Source organism: Kitasatospora sp. NPDC008115, assembly GCF_042957205.1.
Taxonomy (GTDB): Bacteria; Actinomycetota; Actinomycetes; order Streptomycetales; family Streptomycetaceae; genus Kitasatospora.
Map to the genome: position 1 here is coordinate 154,743 of NZ_JBIBHU010000016.1, position 23,477 is coordinate 178,219.

Sequence of the window (23,477 nt, forward strand, 5' to 3'; positions counted from 1 at the left end):
TAGGGGCATGGAGCACATACTGGCGGCCGGGCCGGGAGCGTCGCCGCCCGATTTTCCGGCCTTCGTGGCGTCGCGGGGGCGGCCGTTGCTGCGGACGGCGTTCCTCCTCACCGGGGGTGACGCGCATCTTGCCGAGGATCTCGTCCAGGAGGCACTCGGGCGGGTGTTCGTGAAGTGGCGGCGGATCTCGAAGATGGAGAATCCGAGCGGCTACGCGCAGACCGTTCTCGTCAACATCTTCCTCTCGCACCGCCGCCGGCGCAGCAGCACCGAGCGCGTCACCGACGTCGTGCCGGACGTCGCCGTCGTCGACCCCGACCCGGCCCTCCGCCTCACCCTGCTGCGGGCGCTCGCGGAGCTGCCGCCGCAGGACCGGGCGGTGCTGGTGCTGCGCTTCTGGGAGGACCGGAGCGTGGAGGAGACGGCGGCGGCGCTGCGGCTGAGCAGCACCGCCGTGCGTTCGCGCAGCAGTCGGGCACTGGCGCGGATGCGGGGCGCGTTGGGGGCGGAATCGGCCGGGGCGATGGGGAAGGCGGGGTGGCGTCATGCCGGTTGAGGAGGAGTTCGAGGCGGAGTTCGCCCGCGCCCTGCGCGGGGCGGCGGCGCTCGCGCCGGACGACGCGCTGTTCGGCCTGGCCGACGGCGCCGAGCGGCGCGGACGGCGCCGGCGCGGGCGGCGGCGGGCCGCGGTGGCCGGTGGTGTGGCGGCGGTGGTGCTGGTGGCCGGGGGCGCGGGCGTCCTTTCCGGGGGTGCGGGGGCGGGTCTGTTCGGCGGCCCGGCGGCCGGGCCGGTGCAACCGATGACCGCCGAGGAGGCGCTGCAGTTGGTGACCGGCCTGCTGCCGCCCGGGTCGGTGGAGTCGAAGTTCGCGGAGGCGCCTGGCCGTCCGAGCGCGTCGCGCGGCAAACACGAGTACTACGGCGTGCTGGAGTTCGACGACGGCAAGGGCGCGAGTGTGATCTCCTACAGCCTCGTCCGCGGCACGCAGCGCCCCGACGAGGCGGCCCGCTGCTCGGATCCGTTCACCACGCCGCAGGACTCCTGCGAACGTGCCGAGCGCCCGGACGGCTCGGTCGTGGTGATCGAGAAGCGGCGGCACATCTATGTTCCCGACCAGCGCGAGTGGCTGGCGACATGGGCGGCGCCGGACGGCACGGTGGTCCGCATCACCGAGTACAACGGGCAGCCGGCCACCCCGAACCGGGCGGAACCACCGCTGGACGCCGAGCAGTTGATGCTGATGGCGTCGTCACCGGCGTGGGCGCGGGTGGTCGCCGCGCTCCCGGCGAACCCGAAGGCGCCCAAGGTGCCCGAAATTCCCGAGGCGACGTCCGCCCCGGCGACCCCGCCGGCGGCGGAGCTGCTCGCGACGCTCACCAGGCTGCTCCCGCCGGGCACGACGGCGGCCGGGGCGGACGAGCAGCACACCACGCTGACGGTCACGACAGGGGAGCGGAGCAGCAAGGTCTCGGTCCTCGCCGAACCGGCCGGGGCCAAGGGGCAGCAGGACCGGAAGGGCGCCGAGGAGGGCCTGCCGACCCCGTTGGAGGTACGGGAGCAACTGCCCGACGGCACCCTCGTCGTGACCAACCGGTTCGGCAACGGCAAGAGCGCCACCGACCCGGTGCTGCACTGGACGGCCGAGGTGTACTACCGGGACGGCCGGAGCGTGAAGCTCTACGAGTGGAACGGCGAGAACGGCTACGACTTCCGGCCCGGCGAGCCGGCCCTCTCGGTGGACCAGCTCAAGGCCGTCGTCCTGGCGCCGGACTGGAGGAAGTGATCCATCCACCGCCACAGGCCCGTCCTGTCGCTCCGCACGGGGCGACAGGACGGTGGCGAGGCGGCTCAGTCGGTGTCCGGTGCCCGTGGCGGCTGAGCAGGTCCCACCCCTGGGCGGCTTCGGTGTTGGCGAACCGGAGATCGTACTCGCCCTCGACCGGAGGCGGTGCCGCGCGGTCGCCGCGTTTCGGGCTCACTCGGGTGCTCCAGGCCGGGGTACGGGTCCGGGGTCTCCCTCGGGCTCGCGGGTCAGGATGGCGTACAGGGCCGGGTCCGCGTGGACCTCGGCCGTGTGCCGCCACTGGGTGAGGAGCAGGGCGATCGGGGTCAGGTTGTTCACATCCACAGTAGCTCGGATGTCCTCGCGCGGAGGGGGATCCGGCCGGCTCAGCGGGGGATGCGGTGGTGCCATTCCTTGGTGAAGACGACGTTGCCCGCCTCCTCCGCCCGGATCTGGGTGTGGGCGAGGAGGTGGGTGGGGTCGCAGCGGAGTTCGGTGCGGGTGTGGACGGTGGTGTCCCAGCCGGCGGCGGGGCGTTCGAGGCGGACGGTGCGGTCGGTGCGGGCGCGGGCGCTGAGGGGGGTGGCGGTGAGGACGCGGTAGGCGGTGACGGTCTGTTCGGTGCGGACCAGGCCGTCCGGGTGGGTGCGGGTGCCGTCGGCGGCGGGGGAGAGTTCGGTGCGCCATTCGCGGCGGCCGACGTCGTGGACGGCGAGGCGCTCGGGGTGGGCGGTGAGCGGTTCGGTGAGCTGGAGCGGGGGCGGGAGGGGGAGGGTGGGGGAGCGGAAGATGATGTCGTCGCCGTGGGGGGTGGGGCGACGGACCGGGAGGGTGAGGGTGGAGCGGGAGGGGTCGAGGGCGAAGCCGGACGGTTCGGGGCCGGGCCAGATCCACGGCCAGTAGGTGCAGGAGAGCGCGAGCCGCAGGCGGTGGCCGGTCGGGACGGTGGCGCCGGTCGGGGCGAACTCCACGGTGGTGTCGGCCTGGGCGGTGAGGGCGCGGACGCCGCGGGTGAGCAGCGTCGACGTGCCGTCCGGGGCGACGGCGCACAGGCGGGCGGCGATCAGGGCGGGGCCGGTGCCCGGGTTCAGGCGCAGGGCGAGCGACGGGGCGCCGAGCAGGTCCAGGGGCTCGGGCAGCGGCCGGGAGTCGAAGGAGACCGAGCGGCCGTCCTCCTCGCGCTGGTCGGGCGGCTGGTCGGCGGGGCGGCCGAGCGGGACGTGGGCGCCGGCGTCGAGGCCGGTGTGCTGGGGCGAGCGGACGTGCACCCAGCGGTCCTCGGAGGCGGTGCCGGCGGTGCTCAGCGGGCCGTCGAGGCCGTAGTGGACCTCGCGGACCCCGGGGGAGGGCCAGGGGTCGTCGCCGCACCAGTGGTCGGTGCGCCAGCTGCGCAGGGCGGGGGCGTCGAGGGCGCCGGCGTCGATGTCGCGCAGCCAGTGGTCGTACCAGCGCAGGGCCTCGGGGAGGACCTCGTCGGGCAGGCCGTGCGGCCAGGGGCCGAGGACGGCGCGGACGGGGACCGCGGCGGTGCCGGCGGCGAGGGCGAGGACGGCGCCGGCGGACGGGTCCGACCAGCCGCCGACGGCGAGGGTGGGGACGGCGGCGGGGCCGGCGGGCGGCGGGTCGGCGGTGAGCCAGTCGGCGAGCGGCGGTTCGAGGGCGTCCAGCCGGGCCAGCCACATCGCCCGCCACTCGTCGCCGACGTACCGGGGGTCCGGCGGGCGGGCCGCGTCGGCGATGCGGTCGGTGGCGCGGGTGTGGCCGCCGGCGGCGAGGACGGCGCCGCCGAGGCGGTGCGGGCCGTCGGGGCAGACGACGACCGCCGCGTGCACGGTTTCCGGGGCGAGGGCGGCCAGGCGCAGCGCGGTCTCCCCGGCGGCGCCGGTGCCGAGCAGGCCGACCCGGCCGCTGCACCAGGGCCGGGCGGCGAGCCACCGGACGACCTCGGCGCCGTCGGCGGCGAGACCGTCGTGGGAGGACGGGACGCCGCCGGAGTTGCCGTGGCCGCGGGCGTCGACCCGGATGGCGGCGTGGCCGTGGCCGGCGATCCAGGGGTGGCGGCGGGCGTCGTCGGTGGCGGTCCAGTCGGTGAGGCGGTCGGTGGAGTACTCCAGGACCACGGGGACGGGCTCGTCGGTCACCGGGCGCCAGAGGCGGGCGCACAGCCCGGTGCCGTCGGGGAGGGGGACGCGCAGGTCCTCGCGGGTGGTGCGGTAGGGGTACGAGGGCATGGCCGCTCCATCGGGTCCCGGTCGTCGGTGCGGATCACTGCGGTTGTGCGGGTCACTGCGGTCGGAGCAGGTGGCGCGACATCGGTGGCCGCGGATCATTCCGACAGTAGGGGAGGAAGCGGGCGCGCGCCCGGCGAAGGGCCGCCGGGCGCGGGGTGGGAGACGGGGGTGTCAGGCCCCGCTCAGCCAGGCGGTGGCGTTGAGGGCGAGGGCGGCGTCGGTGCCGGCCGGGTCGTTCCAGCCGTCGTGCAGGTTGTTGTGCGGCTGCCCGGTGCCGTCCTCGGGCGGTGAGCTGTCGCCCCAGGCGGCGATCCGGCCGTCGCCGAAGGTGCTGGTGACGAAGAAGGCGCCGGTGTTCCCGGAGAAGCCGGGCCGGTAGACGATGCCCTTGACCTCAGGGTTGTGGGCCGGATCGAGGGTGAAGGTGGTCCCGGCGCGGATGATCGAGCCGGTGACGGTGCCGAACGGGCCGTTCAGCACCGGGTCGGCCGGGTCGTCGACGGCGCGCGGGTTCTCGTTGGCGATGTTCGCGAGGTCGACGCTGAACCCGAAGGGGTCGGTGTTGTCGACGCCGTTGTTCGTGAACAGGTCGTTGATGATCGCGGGCGAGTCGATGCCGTCGTTGTTCCGGTCGCTCATGGTGTGGTCGACGATCACGAACAGCCCTCCGCCCTCCTCGACGAAGTGCATCAGCGCGGCCTTCTCGCTCTCCGAGAATCTGATGTTCGGTTCGGGGATCACGACGGTGTCGAAGTTGGCGAGGTCCAGCGGGGCACTGGTGCCGAAGGTGAACGTGCCGCCGGGCGGCAGGGTCTTCAGGCTGTACTCGCCGGTCTGCTGGAGGGCGATGCCCCAGGAGGACAGGGCGCCGGTCCAGTTCTTGTCGGTGGTGGGGGCGGCGTTCTGGGCGAGCGGGTCGGGCTGGGCGGTGGAGACGATCCAGTCGGCGTTGCCGGCGGTCTCGGCCTTGCTGTTGTCGAACAGCACCCGGTGGGTCGTGGCGGCCGAGGCGGCGGGCGAGAGGGGGGCGCTGGGCGCCGTGAGGCCGACGGTGACTAAGGCCGCTGCGAGCAGTGCGGCGGCCGTGCGCAGGCGGGACATGAGCGGGTACCTCCCGGGGACGAGCGCGCGGGAGGTGAGGCCGGTACTCCCATCATCCTCCCGTTCGTCCGCCACCTGGTGACCGGTTCGTAATTGCACATGACTTGCAGCTGGTCGCGAGCAGAAGGAAGGATGGCCCAGCTCCGAGGGCCGGAAGACCGGCCGGAGGACCTCCCGGAGGACCTCCCGGAGCCCCGACGGCCTCATGAAAGGACCCCCGATGACCGGCCCCCGCTGGCGCGACCGGCTCACCCGTGAGGAGTGGATCCGCCTCGCAGGCATGGGCGGCTTCATCCTCGCCCTGCACGTGATCGGCTGGTTCACCCTGCTCGCGCTCGTCGTGCCCGAGCACTACGACGTCGGCGGCCAGGTCTTCGGCGCCGGCATGGGTCTCACCGCGTACACCCTCGGCATGCGGCACGCCTTCGACGCCGACCACATCGCGGCCATCGACAACACCACCCGCAAGCTGATGGGCCAGGGCAAGCGGCCGCTGTCGGTCGGCTTCTGGTTCTCGCTCGGCCACTCGTCCATCGTCTTCGGCCTCTGCGCGCTGCTCGCCTTCGGCATCCGCTCGCTGGCCGGCCAGATCGAGTCGGACGACTCCACCCTGCACGAGACCACCGGCCTGATCGGCGTCACCGTCTCCGGCACCTTCCTGCTCGCCCTCGGCCTGATCAACCTGGGCGCGTTCAACGGCATCCTCAAGGTGTTCCGCCGGATGCGCGAGGGCGAGTTCGACGAGGCGGAGCTGGAGGCGCAGCTGGAGAAGCGCGGCTTCATGAACCGCATCCTCGGCCGGGTCACCAAGGCCGTCACCAAGCCCTGGCACATGTACCCGGTCGGCCTGCTGTTCGGCCTGGGCTTCGACACCGCCACCGAGGTGTCGCTGCTGGTGCTGGCCGGCGGGGCGGCGGCGTTCCAGCTGCCCTGGTACGCGCTGCTGGTGCTGCCGGTCCTGTTCGCCGCCGGCATGAGCCTGCTGGACACCATCGACGGCTCGTTCATGAACTTCGCCTACGAGTGGGCGTTCTCCAAGCCGGTCCGCAAGATCTACTACAACCTGACCGTCACCGGCCTGTCGGTGCTGGTCGCCCTGGTCATCGGCTCGATCGAGCTGATCGGGCTGCTCGGCGAGAAGCTGGACGTCACCAGCGGGCCGGTCGCCTGGATCGGCGGGCTCGACCTCGACCTGGTCGGCTACGCCATCGTCGGCCTCTTCGTGCTGACCTGGGCGGCGGCGATCGCCTACTGGAGGTTCGGCAACGTCGAGGAGAAGTGGTCGGCCGGGCTCACCGCCCCGGCGGCCGAGAAGGCCGAGAAGGCCGAGAAGGCCGAGTAGACCGAGTAGGCCGGGTAGCGAGCGGCCCGGACGCAGAAACCGGCCGGGCCCCGGGGGACAACCCCCGGGGCCCGGCCTCACCTGTCCTGGATCAGTGGATCAGTGGACCAGCGGCTCAGTACCGCGGGTTCACCCGGTAGATCGGACGGTCCGGCACCCACCAGTGGCTGGAGCGCCAGATCCCGAAGGTGAAGATCACCCCGTGGCTGCCGCGCTTGTTGGCCGCCTTGAGGAACTGCTTGCCGATCTTCTTCATCAGGTAGGACAGCGCCCAGAGGACGTAGCCGGCGGCCCGGGCGACGACGTGCGGCAGCTTCCGCAGGATCTTCGAGATGCCCTTGGCGATCATGCCGGACGCGTACAGCAGGCTGCCGATGGTGTTGCCCTCGGAGCGGCTGAAGTAGGCGGTCCACTTCTTGCGCCAGGACATACCGGTCAGGTCGTCCATGGTGATCGGGTCGACCGGGTAGCCGTAGGCGTTCGGCGAGCCCTCCAGGACCGGGTCGGTCTGCAGGAACCGGCCGGTGGCCGAGTCGTACAGGCGCACGCCCATCAGGGTGAGGCCGGAGAGGCTGTCGGCCTCGCGCTGCGCCCCGCCGAGCCAGCCGTACGCGGTCGAGCCGGTGGCGTCGACGACGTTGCCGTACTCGTCGTAGTGGTAGACCGCGAGGTCCTGGGTGCCGTCCGGGGACATCTGGACGGACACGTCGCCGTGCAGGTTGGTCAGCAGCAGGACCGCGCCGCCGTCGGTGCCGGTGGCCGCCGTGAGCTGGCCGGTCAGGTCCAGCACGCTGCGGGTCAGCTTGCCGGCCGCGTCCTTGGACCAGGACGGGCTGTCGTTGCCGCCGTCGAAGTGCTTGGTCTCCTGCGCGGTGACGGCCCAGGTGCCGTCGGCGCCCTTGGTCTCCGTGGTGCTCACCGCGAGGCGGCCGGAGGCGTCCAGGTCCCAGGTCCGGCGGGTGTCGCCGAGGGTCTCGGTGCGGACCAGGTCGTTGGTGTAGTAGCCGAGCTGGGTGCCCTTGGGCAGGGCGGTGGCGCGGCCGAAGGCGTCGTAGACGTAGCCGGTGTCGGTGAGGCGGTCGGCGGTGTCGTAGGCGTGGTTCTCGGCCTTGGTGACGGCGTCCGCGGTGGCCGGGTCGCAGTCGTCGGTGACGCTGGTGCGGTTGGTCCGGTTGCTGCTCCTGTCGAACGCGTAGGTCCGGGTGGCGCAGTCCAGGCCGGTGCTGTCGGTGGCCTTGGTGAGGCGGCCGGTGGCGTCGTAGGAGTAGCTGCTGGTGGTGCTGGTGCCGTCGCTCTGGGTGCGGCCCGCCTGCTGTCCGTGGACGGTGTAGTCGGCGGTGTCGGCCAGCAGGACGGTGCCCGCCTGGTTGGTGTAGGTCTTGCCGGTCTGGATGCCCCGGCTGTCGTAGGTGCTGGTCAGGGTGTTGCCACCGGGCATGGTCTGGGAGACCAGTCGGCCCTCGACGTCGTAGGAGGCGGTGAAGGTGCCCGCGACCGAGTCGGTCAGCGAGGTGGGCAGGCCGCGCGGGTCCTTGGCGGTGTCGTAGCCGTAGGTGACGGTGGACGGCACCGAGTCGGACTTCTTCACCGGGCGGTCGAGCTTGTCGTACTCGGTGGTGGTGACGCTGCCGGCGCCGTCGTCGTAGGAGACCTGGCGGCCGAGCCTGTCGTAGCCCTGCGTGATGGTGGTCCTGCCGTTGTTGATACTGGCCAGCTCACCGTTGGCCGCGTCGTAGCCGAGGACCGTGTCGGAGACCGCGGTGCCGGTGCCACCGGTGACCGAGATCTTCACCGGCCGGCCGGCCGCGTCGTAGCTGCGGGTGGTGGTGCGGGTGACGCCGTTGGCGGTCTCGGTCTGGATCGAGACGTTGCCCCAGCGGTCGTACTGCAGGGTCTTCGTCGGCAGCTGGAGCGGGTTGGCGCCGCCGCCGGCGATCTGCGCGGCCGGGGCGATCGAGCAGACCAGGTCGGCCCACTCGGGGCGGCCGGCGCACGGGCCGGTGCCGGTGCCGGTGTAGTAGGTGGTCACCGTGGTGGCCGCGTCGGAGCCGGTGGAGTTCGGACGGCTCTGCGAGGTCACCCGGCCGCTGGCGTCGTAGCCGGTGCCGGTGGTGATCTTCAGGCCGGCCGGGTCCTGGACGGCCTTGACGGGCAGGCCCTGGGCCCAGTCGTAGCCGGTGGCGGTGGTGCGGGTGTCGGCGTCGGCCGCGTAGCCGTCGATCCGGGCGCCGATCGTCACCGAGGTGGTCAGGTCGCTGACCGCGGCGGTGGCCGGGCGGCCCTCGTCGTAGGCGTTGACGGTGTGGGCGCGGGCCGCGACCTCGGCGCCGGCGGAGAGCGCCGGGGAGGTGCCGGAGGCGGCGACGTCGTTCTCCAGGGTGACCAGCTGCAGCGGGTCGTACTGCTCCACCAGGCGCTTGCCGTCGGCCGAGTAGACCGAGGTGGAGGAGAGCACCTGGGCGCGGTCGGCCGTCGAGCGGCCGGCGATGCCGAGGGCGCGCAGCTTGTTCAGGTCGCCGCCGGTGGTGGCCAGCGCGAGGATGCGGTTCTCCGCGGAGAGGGTCCGCACCGGGCTGCCGAAGGCGTTGTACTCGGTGGTGGTGATGCCGCCGCCGGGGGTGGCGGTGTTGACCTCGCGGCCGGAGGCGTTGGTGTACGTCACCGAGGCGCGGTTGTAGCCGGCGGTGCCGAGCGCCTTGCCGTCGTGGGTGGCCGGGACGGCGTCGGGCGGCAGGACGGCGGTGGCGTCGGTCGGGGCGTCGGTCTGGCCCCAGGCCGCGACGTCGGACGGCGCCAGCGGGTACGGCGCGTTGGCGCCGCTCAGCGGGACGTCGTAGACGACCGAGGTGGTGGCGGTGCCGTCGGTGACGTCCTTGCTGCCCTGCTTGAGGGTGGGACGGGAGGCCGCGAGCAGCATGCCCTCGCCGGCGGTGGCGGCGTTGCCGGCCTTGCCGTACTCCAGGGTCCACGGCAGCTCGCCGGGGTCGGTCACCGTGGTGACCCGGCCGGCCGTGTCGTAGGCGTACGCGGTCTTCAGCACCGGGCTGATCCGCGGGTCCCAGACCTCGCGCAGCCGGCCCTGCTCGTCGTAGGCGTACTGCGAGACGACGACGGGGGTGGCGGTGGCGGCGCCGGGGTCGGTGGACCAGAGGCGGATCTGCTTGACCTGGCCGGTCACGTCGCCCGGAGCGGCGGTGGTGGCGGTGGTGGCGTCGGCGTAGACGTACTCCAGCACCCGGCAGCCGGCCGTGGACGGCACGGCGGCGCAGTTGACGGAGGCGGTCGCCGAGCTGGGCGCGACCACGTACTTCGGGCGGGCCAGGGTCTTGCCGCCGGAGACGACCTTCTCCGAGACCACCGAGGTGGTGGTGTTGTCGCTGGGCAGCGAGGAGCCGGAGGCCTGCCAGGTGGTGGCGGCCGGGTCGACCTTGGCGAAGGTGACCGTGATGCCCTCGGTGTCCTTCAGGGTGAAGGCGCCGGTGAACGCACCGGTCAGGGTGAGGTTCTCGGCACCCGGCTCGGGCTTCCAGCCGCCGGCGCCGGTGGCGGTGAAGCCGACCTCGGAGCCGTCCGCGGAGACCACCGAGAGGGAGGTCGCCGAGGTCTGGCGGACGTAGGAGTAGTCGGCGTCGGTGATCTCGGCCGTGGTGCCGGAGCTCCACTGCGGGCCGAAGATCGCCGCCTGGCCCTCCTGGGCCGAGCCGTTGGCCGGCCGGCGGGAGGAGAAGGAGCGCTCGGCGTGCAGGCCGAAGGCCTCGGCGTCGGTCTCGGACAGGGTGAGGTCACCGGTGAGGGTGTTCACCGAGCCCGGGCCGACCTTGGTCTCCGGGGCGGTGCCCGCGTTGCGGTCCACCGTGATGGTGTTGGGCTCGGTGGCGTCGGTGGCGGAGCCGTCGGTGAAGACCGCGCGCACGTCGACCGGGCCGTTCTCGGCCAGGGTGTCGGTGATGTTCCAGGTCAGCGGCGCCGGCTTGCCGCCGGGGGCGGCGAACGGCCAGGCGGGCACCGGCTGGCCGGCGGTGGTGGAGACGTTGGCGACCGGGACGTCCTTCCAGGCGTCCGTCTCACCGCGGCGGTACTGGTAGCGCACACCGGTGTAGGTGCTGTTGCCCTCGGCCTGCAGCGAGGTGCGGCGGGCCGGGCGCTCGCCCGCGCCGGGGGCGACCAGGGCGGAGCCCTTGCCGGCGTAGAAGGCGTACGTCCTGTCGGCGGAGACGTTGCCCGCGGCGTCCCGGCTGTGCGCGGTGACGGTGTGGGCGCCCGCCTTGAAGGTGAGCTTGGCGGTGACCGGCGTGCCGGTGGTGGCCGCGGTGACCCAGGCGCCGCCGTCCAGCTTGTACTGGATGTCCTTCACGTCGCCGGTCGGCGGGGTGAAGGTGAAGTTGCCGCTGTAGTTGCCGCTCGCGTCCGGGGTGCCCGTCCACTGGCCGGCCGGGAAGTCGGCGGAGCCGATGGTGGTCGCGCCCGGCGCGACGGTGTCGACGGTGAAGGTGCGGAAGCCGGACCAGGCGCTGTTGACGGTGCCGTCCCCGGAGCGGGAGCGCCACTTGTAGGCGCCGGGCGCCAGCGCGGTGGTCGGCGTCCAGGCGAAGGTCGAGCCGGAGGCGGCCCAGGCGCTATGGCCGGACTGCAGGGCGGCGGTGCCGTTGGCGGCCCAGATCTCGAAGTCCAGGACGACGTTGCCGCCGTCCGGGTCGGTCGCCTTGGCCGACAGGGTCGGCGTGGCGTCGCCGGTGACCGCGGCGTTGGCCGGGCTCAGCAGGGTGGAGACGGCCGGCGGGGTGTTGTAGGTGACCGAGAGGTACGGGGTGTTGGCGGAGGCGTTGCCGGAGTTGAACTTCTTCCAGCCGTACGGGTCGCTCTCGTCGGTGGCCCGGATGCCCAGGGTGTTGTTGGCGTTGCCGTTCGCCGCCCAGGCCTTGACCAGGGCGGTGATGTCCTGGTTGACCCAGCCGTCGTTGCAGGAGCTGGAGAAGCCCTTGGTGGTGGTGGACGAGGCCCACTTCTTGTTCCAGCCGGGCTGCGCCGTCCAGCGGGAGGCGGTGGTGGCGGTGCCGGTGTCCCAGACCTCCCAGCTCTTCGCCGTGCAGGACCAGCTGTGGAAGTTCCACAGGTTGAGCTTGCCGCTGGTGATCTGCTTCCCGCTGATCTTGGACATCGGGAACTGCAGGAAGGAGCGCGCCACCTGGCCGGAGCCGTTGTTGCCCAGCTTCAGCTCGGTCTGCCCGGAGACGTCGGTGCCGTAGCCCTGCTGGACGAAGGTGTCGAAGCCGACGCCGATGTTGACCGCCGGGTCGACGGTGACCGGGTACCGGGTCTTCGGGTCGTTGAGGAACGCCGCGTCCGGGGTGAGCGTGAGGTCGACGGCGTCGCCGTTCTGGGTGACCTTCAGGCCGACCGGGGCGGTGTGGGTGTGCTCGCCGCTGCGCTCGTCGACCTGCGCGTCCCACATCACCGGGGCGGGCAGCTGGCCCTTCTCCTCGCCGGTCTTCGGGTCGAGGAAGGAGACCGAGTTGTCCGCGTTGTGGCGGGCCTGGAGGCCCGCCGCGTCCAGCGTCATCGTGACGGTGCCGTTGGCGCCGACCGCGGAGCGGTCCTTGAGCTCCAGGAACTGCTCGAAGCCGGTCCGGGTGGACTCGATGATCAGGTCGGTCGCGGTGAGCGCGTCCTGGTACCGGGCCTTGGTGCCGTCGATGACGGGGGCCGGAAGGGTGCCGCGCCAGGACAGCGACATGCTGGTGCCGTCGCCGTTGTCCAGCGAGACCAGCGGGACGGACGGGGCCCGCTGGTCGCCGGCCGGGGCGCCGGCCGCCTTGAACTTCGACGCGGCGGGCGGCGGGGTGGCGCCGGCCAGGGTGAGGCCGAGCGGGTGGCCCTTGGCCTTGACCGAGCCGTCGGCCTGCTGGGCCAGGGTCACGTCGATCGGCTGGAGCCGGCCGTCCCTGTCCTTGTAGCGGACCGGGCCGGTGGCCATGTCCAGGGTGGTGGTGCCGTCCGGGTTGATCCAGGTGGTGGTGGACTCGGTGCGCTCGTCGACCACCTCGATCCGGCGGTTCTCCAGCCGGGCCTTGAGGTGGGCGGTGGCGATGTCCTTGGCCTCGGCGGCGCCGAGCGCCCGGTCGGCCTTGGGGGCCGGGGAGGCGGGGGTGACGGCGACGGCCTGACCGGTCGTCATGATGACGGCGGCGGCCTCGGCGGCGAGCACCACGGCGAGGGCGACCGCGGTGTTGCGCAGCACGCCGTTGCGGCGGCGTGAGGCGGGGGCGGCGGGCACGGTGCCCCCGGCGCGGGGCCGGGGTGGTGTGCCGGTCGGGTGGGACATGAGACTCCTCGACGGTCTTGAGTGAGGGGGAACGACGGCGGCGCGCGTCGGCCCGGGGGCACGGCTGCGCCGGCCCGGGTGGACCGGGCCCGGCGCAGGCCCATACGGGCATGCGCATGTCAGTGGCGAAGTGGCCGTGGGCATGAATCGGCCAAATTTGCGAGAGAAGGCAACCGTCCGAAAGCGGACGGAAGGTCAGGAGACGGCCGGTGGAGGGCCTTGCGGCCTACCGTGGAGCCGCCACCGCGTAGCGGCACGCGGGACCCTCCGCCAGGGCCCGGTCGAGCAGGGCGTACGCCCGGAGCTCGGCCGCCTCCCGGTGGGGTGCCCGGACGTACAGCACCAGGCCGACGCCTCCCGGGACGGAGCGGGCGCGCACGTGCTCCAGGCCGTCGCCCGGAACCGCGCGTGCCCACAGGGCTCCCTGGACGTCGGCGGCCCCGGCCTCGCCCGTCGGCGTGGCCGAGACGTCCAGGAGGTTCAGATGGACGGCGAACATCGGACGGTCAGTCCCAGCCGATGATTCGGGCGTCCGGCCCGTCCCAGCCGATCCCCGGCCCGTCCCAGCCGATGCCGGGCGTGTCCCAGCCGATGCCGGGCGTGTCCCAGCCGATCACCGTCCCGCCGGTGGGCGCGGCGACGGCGAGGGTGGCGGCGGCCGGGGCGGACCGCGGGGCGGCGAGGGCGGGGGCGGCGACGGTGGCGAGAGTGAGTGCGAGGGCGGCGACGGCGAGCAGCCGGACGGGCTTCGGCACGGCGGGTCCTGTTCTGTGCAGGGCGGTTCAGGGCGGATGGGCGGTGCGTGGTGCGTGGTGCGGTGCGCGGCGCAGAATGAATACTCCCGGCGCCGGCCCCGCGGGGGGAGGGTGCTCGACGGGCAGCATCCGGCCTGGCAGCATGCTGCAAGCCCGGGGCACCGGCCGGGGGGTGGCGCGGTTCGTCCGGGCCGTTCACAGAACAGACCGGATGGTCCGATTCTGCTCGGGTGACTGGATCGCACCTTGTGGGAGCCGATCACCGGCGCAAGGATCGGGATCCGGTGGGTCGGACCGAAACCTTTTCTGTGGGGCGATGCTGTGACGATCAGGGGTCGTTGACGTGCTGGAACTGCTGGGCCTGGACGCCACCGCGGAAGCCGTGTACCGCGAGATGCTCGCGGACCCGGAGGGCGGAGTGGCCGAACTCTGTGAACGTCTCGAAGTCTCCGAAGTCGTCGTCCGGGCCGCCCTGGACCGCCTCGCCGACCTGACCCTGCTGCGGGCCTCCCGGGAACGTCCGGGCGCCCTGTGGCCGGTCAGCCCGGAGCGCGGGCTGGAGCTTCTGCTGCGCCGTCAGGAAGAGGAACTCGCACGCAGGCAGCAGGAGTTGGCGGTCTCCAAGGCCGCCGTGGCGCGGGCCGTCGCGGAGTACGCCACGCTGCGCTCGGCCACCCTGGTGGACGGCGGCGAGCGGCTGGTCGGCCTGGACGCCATCCAGTCCAAGCTGGAGGTGCTGACCGCCCGGCTGGCCACCGAGTGCCTGGGCGTGATGCCCGGCGGTGCGCAGTCCGCGGCCAGCCTGGCCGCCTCCCGGCCGCTGGACGAGGACGCCCTGCGGCGCGGCATCAGCCTGCGCACCATCTACCAGGACAGCGTCCGCAACGACCCGGAGACCTTCGCCTACACGCAGTGGATGACCGGCCTCGGCGGCCGGGTGCGCACCGCCCCGGTGCTGCCACCGCGGATGCTGGTCTTCGACGGGACCACCGCCGTGGTGCCGATCGACCCGGAGAACACCCGGGCCGGCGCGCTGTGCACCGAGGAGCCGGGGATCGTCGCCTCGCTGGTCGCGCTGTTCGAGCAGACCTGGGAGACCGCCCTGCCGCTCGGCGGGGACCCCCGCCCCGAGGACGCCGCCACCGGCCTGAGCCCCGGCGAGCGCGAGCTGCTGCGGCTGCTGTCCACCGGGCTGACCGACGACGCGGCGGCCAAGCGGCTGGGCGTCTCGGTGCGTACGGTGCGCCGGCAGATGGCGGCCCTGATGGAGCGTCTGGAGGCGGCGAGCCGCTTCGAGGCGGGCCTGAAGGCGGCTCAGCGCGGCTGGCTGTAGCGGCCGTCACAGTCTCGGGGTAACGATCCGCCGACCGCCGCGACGGTCGCCGCCCCGCTCCGGGCCGATGGCCGTGCCGATGGCCGTAACGATTGTCGGACGTAGCGGAGAAGTTCACTTCCGGGCTCTTGTCCGGTCATTTTCTACGCGCGTATCTTTGGGCGCTGCGGGGGGCGGGTTCCCGGCTTCCGCACGGCTTTCTACGCGGGTAGCGGGGCAGTGCGCGCGGTGCGCCCGGCCGACCGACCCTCACCCACAGCTAGGAGTCCCGTTCCGGTGACCACCCCCACTGCTCCCCGCCCGCGCTCCCGGCGCGCCCTGCTGCGCGCCGCGGTCGTCCCGGCCGGTCTGGCCGCCTCCCTGGTGCTGGCCCCGCTGCCGGCCGCCGTGGCCGCGCCCTCCGCCGACGCGCTGATCGCCGAGGTCTACGGCGGTGGCGGCAACTCGGGCGCCACGCTGAAGAACGACTTCGTCGAGCTGGCCAACAGGGGCGGTGCCGCCTTCGGCCTGGACGGCTGGAGCGTCCAGTACATATCCGCCGCGCCCGGCCCCAACTCCCAGTGGGGTGTCACCCCGCTGACCGGGTCGATCGCCCCCGGCGGCCGCTACCTGGTCGCCGAGTCGGCCGGCGCCGCGGGCACCGTCGAGCTGCCCACCCCGGACGCGGCCGGCTCGCTGGCGCTCTCCGGCACCAGCGGCACCGTCGCGCTGGTCCGCGGCACCGACCCGCTGACCTGCAAGACCGCCGCCGACTGCGCCGCCGACCCGCGGGTGCGCGACCTCGTCGGCTTCGGCACCGCCGTGGTCCACGAGGGCGCGGCCTCGGTGCCCGGTGCCTCCAACACCGCCTCGGTGGCCCGCATGGCCGGCCTGCCGGACACCGACGAGAACGCGGCCGACCTCGCGGCCGGCGCCCCGACGCCGACCAACAGCCGCGGCGAGGTCGCCGAGGGCTCCACCCCGACCGGCCCGACCGAGCCGGGCACCGTCCGGATCCACGACATCCAGGGCCGCACCCGCCTGGCGGAGCGCACCGGCAAGACCGTCGCGGGCGTGCCCGGCGTCGTCACCGGCGTGCGGACGTACGGCTCCAAGGGCTTCTGGATCCAGGACACCGCCCCGGACGCCGACCCGGCCACCAGCGAGGGCCTGTTCGTCTACACCGGCTCCGCCAACCCGACCGTCAAGGTCGGCGACGCGGTGCTGGTCACCGGCAAGGTGGCGGAGTACTACCCGAACTTCAACGGCGGCTCGCAGTCGCTCACCCAGCTGAGCAACCCGGCCGTCACCGTGGTCTCCTCCGGCAACCCGCTGCCCGCCCCGGTGGTCGTCGACACCCGCAACATCCCCGGCACCTACAGCCCGGCGGCCGGCGCCGACGGCACCGTCAACGGCGTCACCCTGGACCCGGAGAAGTACGCCCTCGACTTCTACGAGTCGCTGGAGGGCATGCTGGTCGAGGTCCGCGACGTGCGGGTGGTCCAGGCCACCGACAAGTACAACGAGCTGTGGGTGGCCGCCGACAAGCAGGACCAGAAGAGCAAGCGCGGCGGCCTGCTCTACGAGTCCTACGCCGAGCCGAACGTCGGCCGGCTGATGGTCCAGCAGCAGGCGCCGGTCTCCCAGCAGCCCTTCCCGGTCGCCAACGTCGGCGACGTGCTGACCGGCACCACCAGCGGCCCGCTGGACTACAACCAGTTCGGCGGCTACACCCTGGTCGCCGGCACCCTCGGCGCGCTCCAGGACAACCACCTCCAGCGCGAGGTCACCGCCCAGGCCGGCGAGCGCGAACTGACCGTCGCCACCTACAACGTGGAGAACCTGGCCGCCACCAACCCCGACGCCAAGTTCGCCGAGCTGGCCGCCGGCGTGGTCACCCACCTGCGCTCGCCCGACATCGTCGCCCTGGAGGAGATCCAGGACAACAACGGCGCCAGGAACGACGGCACGGTGGACGCGGGCCAGACCGTCGCCAGGTTCATCGCGGCGATCAAGGCGGCCGGCGGCCCGGCGTACGACTGGCGCTCGGTCGACCCGCAGGACGGCAAGGACGGCGGTGAGCCCGGCGGCAACATCCGCCAGGTCTTCCTGTTCAACCCGGAGCGGGTCTCCTTCACCGACATCCCCGGCGGCACCGCCACCACCGCCGTGGACGTCGCCGGCACCGGCGCCGCCGCCTCGCTGACCGCCTCGCCCGGCCGGATCGCCCCCGGGGACGCGGCGTGGGCCAACAGCCGCAAGCCGCTGGTCGGGCAGTTCTCCTTCCGCGGCAAGAAGGTCTTCGTCATCGCCAACCACTTCAACAGCAAGGGCGGCGACCAGGGCATCGACAGCCGCTTCCAGGCCCCGACCCGCTCCTCCGAGGTCCAGCGGATCGCCCAGGCCACCGTCGAGCAGGCCTTCGTCGCCAAGCTGCTGGCCGCCGACAAGGAGGCCAAGGTGGTCTCGGTCGGCGACTTCAACGACTACCAGTTCTCGCCCGCGCTGGCCGCGCTCACCAAGGACGGCGTGCTGCGCGACCTGGTGGACGAACTGCCGGAGAAGGAGCAGTACTCGTACGTCTACCAGGGCAACTCGCAGGTGCTGGACCACATCCTGGTCAGCCCGGAGGTCGGGTACGCCAAGTACGACGTGGTGCACATCAACGCCGAGTTCGCCCAGCAGGCGAGCGACCACGACCCGCAGGTGGTCCGCATCAAGCCGTGAGCCCGCCCGGGGCATGACCGAGGGGGCGGTGACCGGGGTCCGGTCACCGCCCCCTCGGGCTTTCGCGGGAGTCGTCGGAGACGCCCTACCGCAGCGCGGCCAGCACGGCGTCCGCCATGACCCGCTCGCCGGTCGCGTTCGGGTGGAAGGGGACGGCCGGGGAGCCGGGCAACGCGCCCTCGATCCAGCGGTCGTCCGAGCAGACGTCGTGCCCGCGGGTCGGGCCCGCGGTGTCCACGTAGGTGGCGCCGACCGCTGCGGCGGTGGACTTCAGCATCGCGTTCAGCCGGTTGAGCACGCCGTGCAGATAGGGGACGTCGCCCGGGGCGAGCGGCTGGCGCAGGACGCAGGAGGCGCCGTCGGCCGGGAGCACCGAGGGGTAGCCGACCAGCAGGACGCGGGCGTTCGGGGCCTTGGCGCGCAGCCTGCGCACGGTGTCGGCGAGCCTCGGCCCGGTGGCGTCGATCCGGTCGGCGAGGTCGTCGGCGCCGTACCGCCAGGACCAGCCGGACCAGTCCCAGTAGCCGTGGTGGTAGACGTCGGTGCACGGGGCGCCGAGCGGGTTGACCACCGCGCCGGCGATGCAGGTGGCGATCACGTCGCCGATCCCGATGTCGCTGTCGCCGAGGTCGTTGCCGCCGATCCCGAGGGTGATGAGGTCGGTGTCCGCGGTCACCGCGTCGATCTGCGGGTCGTTGACCTTCAGGAAGAGGTCGTACTGGGCCTCGGTGACCGACTTGACCTTGGCGGCGGCGCAGGTGACGTCGCGGTAGGCGGCGGCGTTCAGGGCGGCGGCGACCAGGTGGCCGTAGTTGCGGTCGGAGCGCAGGCACAGGCCCGCCGACTGGTTCGGGACGCCGGCGCCGGACGCGTAGGAGTCGCCGAGGGCCACGTAGCGGTGCGGGGCGGGGGTGGCGGCCTGCGCGCCGGTGGCGGTCATCGCCAGGGCGGTGCCGAGCGCGGCGGACGCGAGCAGCAGGGAATTGCGGGCACGGCGGAGCACGGTTCCTCCTGGGGGAGAGAAACGGGTGGGGGAGGGACAGCCGGGCCACAGCTACTACCGACAGGTAAGTTACTGGCAGGTTTCTGTCGCGTCCATGCTGTGCGCGCACATTTCCGGGAATCCGTCGGAATGTTTCACCGGGCGGCCCGGTGGGAATTCCGAATTTCGCTCCACGGTGTAGCGGAGGCAATTCCGAAACGCGGCGGAGCGGAATGCGCGCGACCGTTCACGGCGTGACCGTCACCGTGCGACCCTCGCCGCGCGACCGTCACCGCGGAGCAGCCCGGAGGAGTGCCCGGATGGCCCTGGACGCCGACGTCATCGTCATCGGAGCCGGCCTCGCGGGCCTCGTCGCGACCGCCGAACTCGCCGAGGCCGGGCGGCGGGTGATCCTGCTCGACCAGGAGCCCGCCGCCTCGCTCGGCGGCCAGGCGCACTGGTCCCTCGGCGGCCTCTTCCTGGTCGGCTCGCCCGAGCAGCGCCGGCTGCGGATCCGCGACTCGCACGCCCTCGCCCGGCAGGACTGGCTCGGCACCGCCGGCTTCGACCGGCCGGAGGACGCCTGGGCGCGCCGCTGGGCCGAGGCCTACGTCGACTTCGCCGCGGGTGAGAACCGGGCCTGGCTGCGGGCACTGGGGGTGCGGTTCCTCCCGGTGGTCGGCTGGGCCGAGCGCGGCGGAGCGCTCGCCGACGGCCCCGGCAACTCCGTCCCGCGCTTCCACATCGTCTGGGGCACCGGCCCCGGCCTGCTCGAACCCTTCGTCCGCAGGGTCCGCGCGGCCGTCGCGGCCGGGCTGGTCGACCCGCGCTTCCGGCACCGGGTCACCGGCCTGGCGGCGAGCGCGGGCGCCGTCGACACGGTGACGGGCGAGGTGCTGGTGCCGAGCGGCGCGGCCCGCGGCGAGGCCGCCTCCCGCGAGGTGGCCGGCCGCTTCGAACTGCGCGCGCGGGCCGTGCTCGTCACCTCGGGCGGCATCGGGGGCAACCACGACCTCGTCCGCGCGGCCTGGCCCGCCCGGCTCGGCGCCCCGCCCGGGCGGATGCTCTCCGGCGTGCCCGCGCACGTCGACGGGCTGATGCTCGGCGTCGCCGTTCGGGCCGGGGCCGCCCTGGTCAACGGCGACCGGATGTGGCACTACACCGAGGGCATCGCCAACCGCGACCCCCTCTGGGCCCGGCACGGCATCCGCGTCCTGCCCGGCCCCTCCCCGCTCTGGCTCGACGCCCGCGGCCGCCGGCTGCCCGTCCCGCTGTTCCCCGGCTTCGACACCCTCGGCACCCTGGAGCACATCGGGACCACCGGGTACGACCACACCTGGTTCGTGCTCAACCGGCGGATCATCGAGAAGGAGTTCACCCTCTCCGGCTCCGCGCACAACCCCGACCTCACCGGCCGCTCGCTGCGCGGGGTGCTCCGGCGCCTCCTGCCAGGCGTCCCCGGCCCGGTCCGCGAGCACCTCGACCACGGGCCGGACTTCGTCGTCGCGGGCGACCTGTACGACCTCGCCCGCGCGATGAACGCCAAGGCGCGCGCCCGGCTGATCGACACCGCCGAACTGCGCCGCGTCGTCGAGGCCCGGGACAGCCAGCTCGCCAACCCCTTCGCCAAGGACCTCCAGGTGACCGCCCTGCACGGCGCCCGCCGCTACCTCGGCGACCGGCTGGTCCGCACCGCCGCGCCGCACCGCATCCTCGACCCGGACGCCGCCCCGCTGATCGCCGTCCGGCTGTCCGTCCTCACCCGCAAGTCGCTCGGCGGCCTGCACACCGACCTCTCCGCCCGCGTGCTGCGCCCCGACGGCTCCGTGCTCGACGGCCTCTACGCCGCCGGCGAGGCGGCCGGCTTCGGCGGTGGCGGCGTCCACGGCTACCGCTCCCTGGAGGGCACCTTCCTCGGCGGCTGCCTCTTCTCCGGCCGCGTCGCGGGCCGCGCGGCCGCCGAGGCCACGGCGTAGGGGCCGTCCCCTCAGCCGATGGTGAGGCCGATCCAGAGGAAGAAGACGGTCATCACCGCGAACAGCACGGACGTGTAGGCCAGCAGCGGGACGCCGTCGGCGGCGTGGTGGCCGAGGACGACCATCTTGCCGGGGTGGCGCCGCAGGTGGGCGATCTCGACCTCGTCGCCCGGCTTCAGCCCCGTCGGCCCGCGCAGGGGCATCGAGGTGACCGCCTCCACCGCGGGGCCGTCCGGGACCTCGAAGCGCACCCGGACGGTGTCCTCGGCGGCGTCGCCCTCGCCCACCGGCGTGCTCCGGACGTCGGTCACCCGGGCGCGCAGCCGTGTTCCGTGGCGGCGGATCCGGTACGTCGTCGAGGCGCGTGACCCGGTGCAGTAGGAACCGCAGCCGAGGACCGTCCCGATCGCGAGCGCGAGGAGGTTCACGGCCCGCAGGCTACCGCCGACGGGCCTGCCCGCCCACCGCTGCGGCAGTCAACTGCCGTCCGTTGGCGCGGAGTTCGCCCTTCCTTCGCCGGTGATCCCGAGCCGCAGGTGGTCGACGTGGTACACGGCCTGGTCGAGCAGCGCGGCGACGTGGTCGTCGTGCAGCGAGTAGACCACCGAGCGGCCCCGGCGCTCGCCGACCACCAGGCCGAGGTTGCGCAGCAGGCGCAACTGGTGGGAGCAGGCGGACTGCTCCATGCCGACGGCGTCGGCGAGCTCGGTGGCGGCCCGCGGCCCTTCGCGGAGCTCGGCGAGGATCAGCAGCCGCGACGGGGTGGCGAGGGCCTGGAGCGTGTTCGCCACCTTGGCGGCGTTGGACGCGTCCAGGCGCATCCTCGGCACGACGTTCTCGGCGGCTGCGTGTCCCATGGGGGAATCCTACGGGGCACCGATAGGCGCAGGGAGGGCACTCTAATGTCATATGAACGCATGAAGGTGTGTTCATGTATTCCTGTAAGGTGGCGCCCATGTCCGCCACCACGCTCACCCGGGCGACCGCCCCCGCCCCGCCGGCCCCGCCGTCGCGCCCCCGTCGTACCCGGGTGTTCGCGCTGCCGGAGGCCCGCTGGGCGGCCGGCAGTCTGGCCGCCTTCCTGGCCGCGCTCGCCCTCCAGTTCTGCGGCGCCCCCGGCTGGGCGTCCGCCACCCTGTACGCCGCCGCGTACGCCGCCGGCGGCTGGGAGCCCGCCCTCGCCGGACTGCGCGCGCTGCGCGAACGCACCCTGGACGTGGACCTGCTGATGGTCGTCGCCGCCCTCGGCGCCGCCGCCATCGGCCAGGTGCTGGACGGCGCGCTGCTGATCGTCATCTTCGCGACCAGCGGCGCCCTGGAGGCCCTGGCCACCGCCCGCACCGCCGACTCCGTGCGCGGCCTGCTCGACCTCGCCCCCGCCACCGCCACCCGGCTGCGCGCCGGCCCGGGCGGCCCGGGCGGCGTGGACGGGTCGGACGGGTCGGACGCGGAGGAGAGCGTCCCCACCGCGGAACTCGCCGTCGGCGACACCGTGCTGGTCCGCCCCGGCGAGCGGATCGGCGCCGACGGCCGCGTCCTGGACGGCGCGAGCGACGTCGACCAGGCCACCATCACCGGTGAACCGCTGCCCGCCGCCAAGCGCCCCGGCGACCAGGTGTTCGCGGGCACCCTCAACGGCGCCGGCGTCCTGCGGGTGCGCGTCGAGCGCGACCCCGCCGACACCGTCATCGCCCGGATCGTCGCCATGGTCGAGGAGGCCTCCGAGACCAAGGCCCCCACCCAGCTGTTCGTCGAGAAGATCGAACAGCGCTACGCCGCCGTCCTGGTGGCCGCCACCCTGTTGCTGTTCGCCGTCCCGCTCGCCCTCGGCGCCGGAACGGCCGACGCCCTGCTGCGCGCCATGACCTTCATGATCGTCGCCTCGCCCTGCGCCGTGGTGCTCGCCACCATGCCCCCGCTGCTCTCCGCGATCGCCAACGCCGGACGGCACGGCGTCCTGGTCAAGTCGGCGGTGGTGATGGAACGCCTCGGCCAGGCCGACGCCGTCGCCCTCGACAAGACCGGCACCCTCACCGAGGGCACCCCCCGGGTCACCGAGGTGCACCCGCTCGGCGCCACCACGGCCGGCGAACTGCTGGCGCTCGCCGCCGCCGCCGAACACCCCAGCGAGCACCCGCTGGCCCGCGCCGTGGTCGCCGCCGCCCGCGAGCGCGGCCTCGCCGTGCCGCCCGCCACCGACTTCACCGCCACCCCCGGCGTCGGCGTGCGGGCCGTGGTCGACGGCGCCGTGGTCGCCGTCGGCGCCCCCGGCCCCTACCGCGACCACCCCGCCGTCACCGCCCTGGAGGAGGACGGCCGCACCGCCGTCCTGGTACTGCGTGACGGCGAGCCGGCCGGCGTCCTCGGCCTCGCCGACCGCCCGCGCGCCCAGGCCGCCGGCGCCGTCCGGGCCCTGGCCGCGCTCACCGCCCGCCCGCCCGTGCTGCTCACCGGCGACAACCCGCGCGCCGCCGCCCGGCTGGCCGCCGACGTCGGCCTCACCGACGTCCGGGGCGGCCTGCTGCCGCACGAGAAGGCCGCCGCCGTCCAGGACCTCGCCGCCGCCGGCCGCCGGGTGCTGATGGTCGGCGACGGTGTCAACGACGCCCCCGCGCTGGCCGCCGCCCACACCGGCGTCGCGATGGGCCGGGCCGGCTCGGACCTCGCCCTGGAGACCGCCGACGCCGTCCTCGTCCGCGACGAGCTGGCCGCCGTCCCCGCCGTGGTCGCCCTCTCCCGGCGGGCCCGCCGGCTGGTGGTGCAGAACCTGGTGATTGCGGGGACGGCCATCACCCTCCTGGTGGTCTGGGACCTGGCGGGTACGCTGCCCCTGCCGCTCGGCGTCGCCGGGCACGAGGGCTCCACCGTGATCGTCGGCCTCAACGGCCTGCGGCTGCTGCGCGAACGGGCGTGGCGGCGTGCCCTGGGGAACGAGGAGGGCTGAG

16 protein-coding genes are annotated in these 23,477 nt (G+C 73.8%); 7 read left to right on the plus strand and 9 right to left on the minus strand.

What is annotated here, in order from left to right; genetic code table 11:
* The first annotated feature begins 7 nt into the window (after positions 1-7).
* Both ACFZBX_RS21420 and ACFZBX_RS21425 read left to right on the plus strand, forming a co-directional pair.
* Positions 8-556: a SigE family RNA polymerase sigma factor gene (locus tag ACFZBX_RS21420; protein ID WP_391535342.1), complete on the plus strand. Its 549-nt coding sequence runs from the start codon at positions 8-10 to the stop codon at positions 554-556.
* Positions 546-1,784 (plus strand): hypothetical protein, encoded by a 1,239-nt coding sequence (locus tag ACFZBX_RS21425; protein ID WP_391535343.1) that lies wholly within the window; start codon positions 546-548, stop codon positions 1,782-1,784. Before ACFZBX_RS21420 ends, ACFZBX_RS21425 begins: the two co-directional genes overlap by 11 nt.
* Before the next feature lie 192 nt (positions 1,785-1,976).
* On the opposite strand, the gene ACFZBX_RS21430 is transcribed toward ACFZBX_RS21425, so the two are convergent.
* The 3 genes from ACFZBX_RS21430 to ACFZBX_RS21440 all read right to left on the minus strand — a co-directional run bounded on the left by ACFZBX_RS21430 (position 1,977) and on the right by ACFZBX_RS21440 (position 5,116).
* The gene (locus ACFZBX_RS21430) at positions 1,977-2,123 is read right to left on the minus strand and encodes a hypothetical protein (RefSeq protein WP_391535344.1); all 147 of its coding nucleotides are present in this window, start codon (positions 2,121-2,123) and stop codon (positions 1,977-1,979) included.
* 47 nt (positions 2,124-2,170) lie between these two features.
* Positions 2,171-4,015, minus strand: a complete 1,845-nt coding sequence (locus ACFZBX_RS21435; RefSeq protein WP_391535345.1) for a CocE/NonD family hydrolase — start codon at positions 4,013-4,015, stop codon at positions 2,171-2,173.
* A 171-nt stretch (positions 4,016-4,186) separates the two neighbouring features.
* The gene (locus tag ACFZBX_RS21440; RefSeq protein WP_391535346.1) at positions 4,187-5,116 is read right to left on the minus strand and encodes a hydrolase; all 930 of its coding nucleotides are present in this window, start codon (positions 5,114-5,116) and stop codon (positions 4,187-4,189) included.
* 220 nt (positions 5,117-5,336) lie between these two features.
* Between ACFZBX_RS21440 and ACFZBX_RS21445 the strand changes: the two genes are divergently transcribed.
* On the plus strand, positions 5,337-6,458 hold the full coding sequence (locus ACFZBX_RS21445; RefSeq protein WP_391535347.1) for a HoxN/HupN/NixA family nickel/cobalt transporter: 1,122 nt from the start codon (positions 5,337-5,339) through the stop codon (positions 6,456-6,458).
* A 115-nt stretch (positions 6,459-6,573) separates the two neighbouring features.
* Here ACFZBX_RS21445 and ACFZBX_RS21450 read toward each other — a convergent pair whose 3' ends face one another.
* The 3 genes from ACFZBX_RS21450 to ACFZBX_RS21460 all read right to left on the minus strand — a co-directional run bounded on the left by ACFZBX_RS21450 (position 6,574) and on the right by ACFZBX_RS21460 (position 13,535).
* Positions 6,574-12,780, minus strand: coding sequence for a DNRLRE domain-containing protein (locus ACFZBX_RS21450; protein ID WP_391535348.1), 6,207 nt, complete (start codon positions 12,778-12,780; stop codon positions 6,574-6,576).
* Between the two features lie 226 nt (positions 12,781-13,006).
* The gene (locus ACFZBX_RS21455) at positions 13,007-13,279 is read right to left on the minus strand and encodes a hypothetical protein (protein ID WP_391535349.1); all 273 of its coding nucleotides are present in this window, start codon (positions 13,277-13,279) and stop codon (positions 13,007-13,009) included.
* Positions 13,280-13,286: 7 nt separating this feature from the next.
* A complete protein-coding gene (locus tag ACFZBX_RS21460) occupies positions 13,287-13,535 on the minus strand; it encodes a hypothetical protein (RefSeq protein ID WP_391535350.1) in 249 nt (82 codons plus the stop codon).
* A gap of 343 nt (positions 13,536-13,878) precedes the next feature.
* On the opposite strand from ACFZBX_RS21460, the gene ACFZBX_RS21465 reads away from it, so the two are divergent.
* Positions 13,879-14,868: a LuxR C-terminal-related transcriptional regulator gene (locus ACFZBX_RS21465; protein ID WP_391535351.1), complete on the plus strand. Its 990-nt coding sequence runs from the start codon at positions 13,879-13,881 to the stop codon at positions 14,866-14,868.
* A 276-nt stretch (positions 14,869-15,144) separates the two neighbouring features.
* Positions 15,145-17,574, plus strand: coding sequence for an endonuclease/exonuclease/phosphatase family protein (locus ACFZBX_RS21470; RefSeq protein WP_391535352.1), 2,430 nt, complete (start codon positions 15,145-15,147; stop codon positions 17,572-17,574).
* Positions 17,575-17,659: 85 nt separating this feature from the next.
* Here the strand turns inward: ACFZBX_RS21470 and ACFZBX_RS21475 are convergent, their stop codons facing one another.
* Positions 17,660-18,577, minus strand: coding sequence for an SGNH/GDSL hydrolase family protein (locus ACFZBX_RS21475; RefSeq protein ID WP_391535353.1), 918 nt, complete (start codon positions 18,575-18,577; stop codon positions 17,660-17,662).
* Positions 18,578-18,876: 299 nt separating this feature from the next.
* On the opposite strand from ACFZBX_RS21475, the gene ACFZBX_RS21480 reads away from it, so the two are divergent.
* Positions 18,877-20,532, plus strand: a complete 1,656-nt coding sequence (locus ACFZBX_RS21480; protein WP_391535354.1) for an FAD-binding dehydrogenase — start codon at positions 18,877-18,879, stop codon at positions 20,530-20,532.
* A gap of 11 nt (positions 20,533-20,543) precedes the next feature.
* Here ACFZBX_RS21480 and ACFZBX_RS21485 read toward each other — a convergent pair whose 3' ends face one another.
* Positions 20,544-20,960, minus strand: coding sequence for a DUF3592 domain-containing protein (locus ACFZBX_RS21485; RefSeq protein ID WP_391535355.1), 417 nt, complete (start codon positions 20,958-20,960; stop codon positions 20,544-20,546).
* Between the two features lie 48 nt (positions 20,961-21,008).
* On the minus strand, positions 21,009-21,389 hold the full coding sequence (locus ACFZBX_RS21490; protein WP_391535356.1) for an ArsR/SmtB family transcription factor: 381 nt from the start codon (positions 21,387-21,389) through the stop codon (positions 21,009-21,011).
* A 98-nt stretch (positions 21,390-21,487) separates the two neighbouring features.
* Between ACFZBX_RS21490 and ACFZBX_RS21495 the strand changes: the two genes are divergently transcribed.
* Positions 21,488-23,476 (plus strand): heavy metal translocating P-type ATPase, encoded by a 1,989-nt coding sequence (locus ACFZBX_RS21495; protein WP_391535357.1) that lies wholly within the window; start codon positions 21,488-21,490, stop codon positions 23,474-23,476.
* Position 23,477 lies beyond the last annotated feature (1 nt).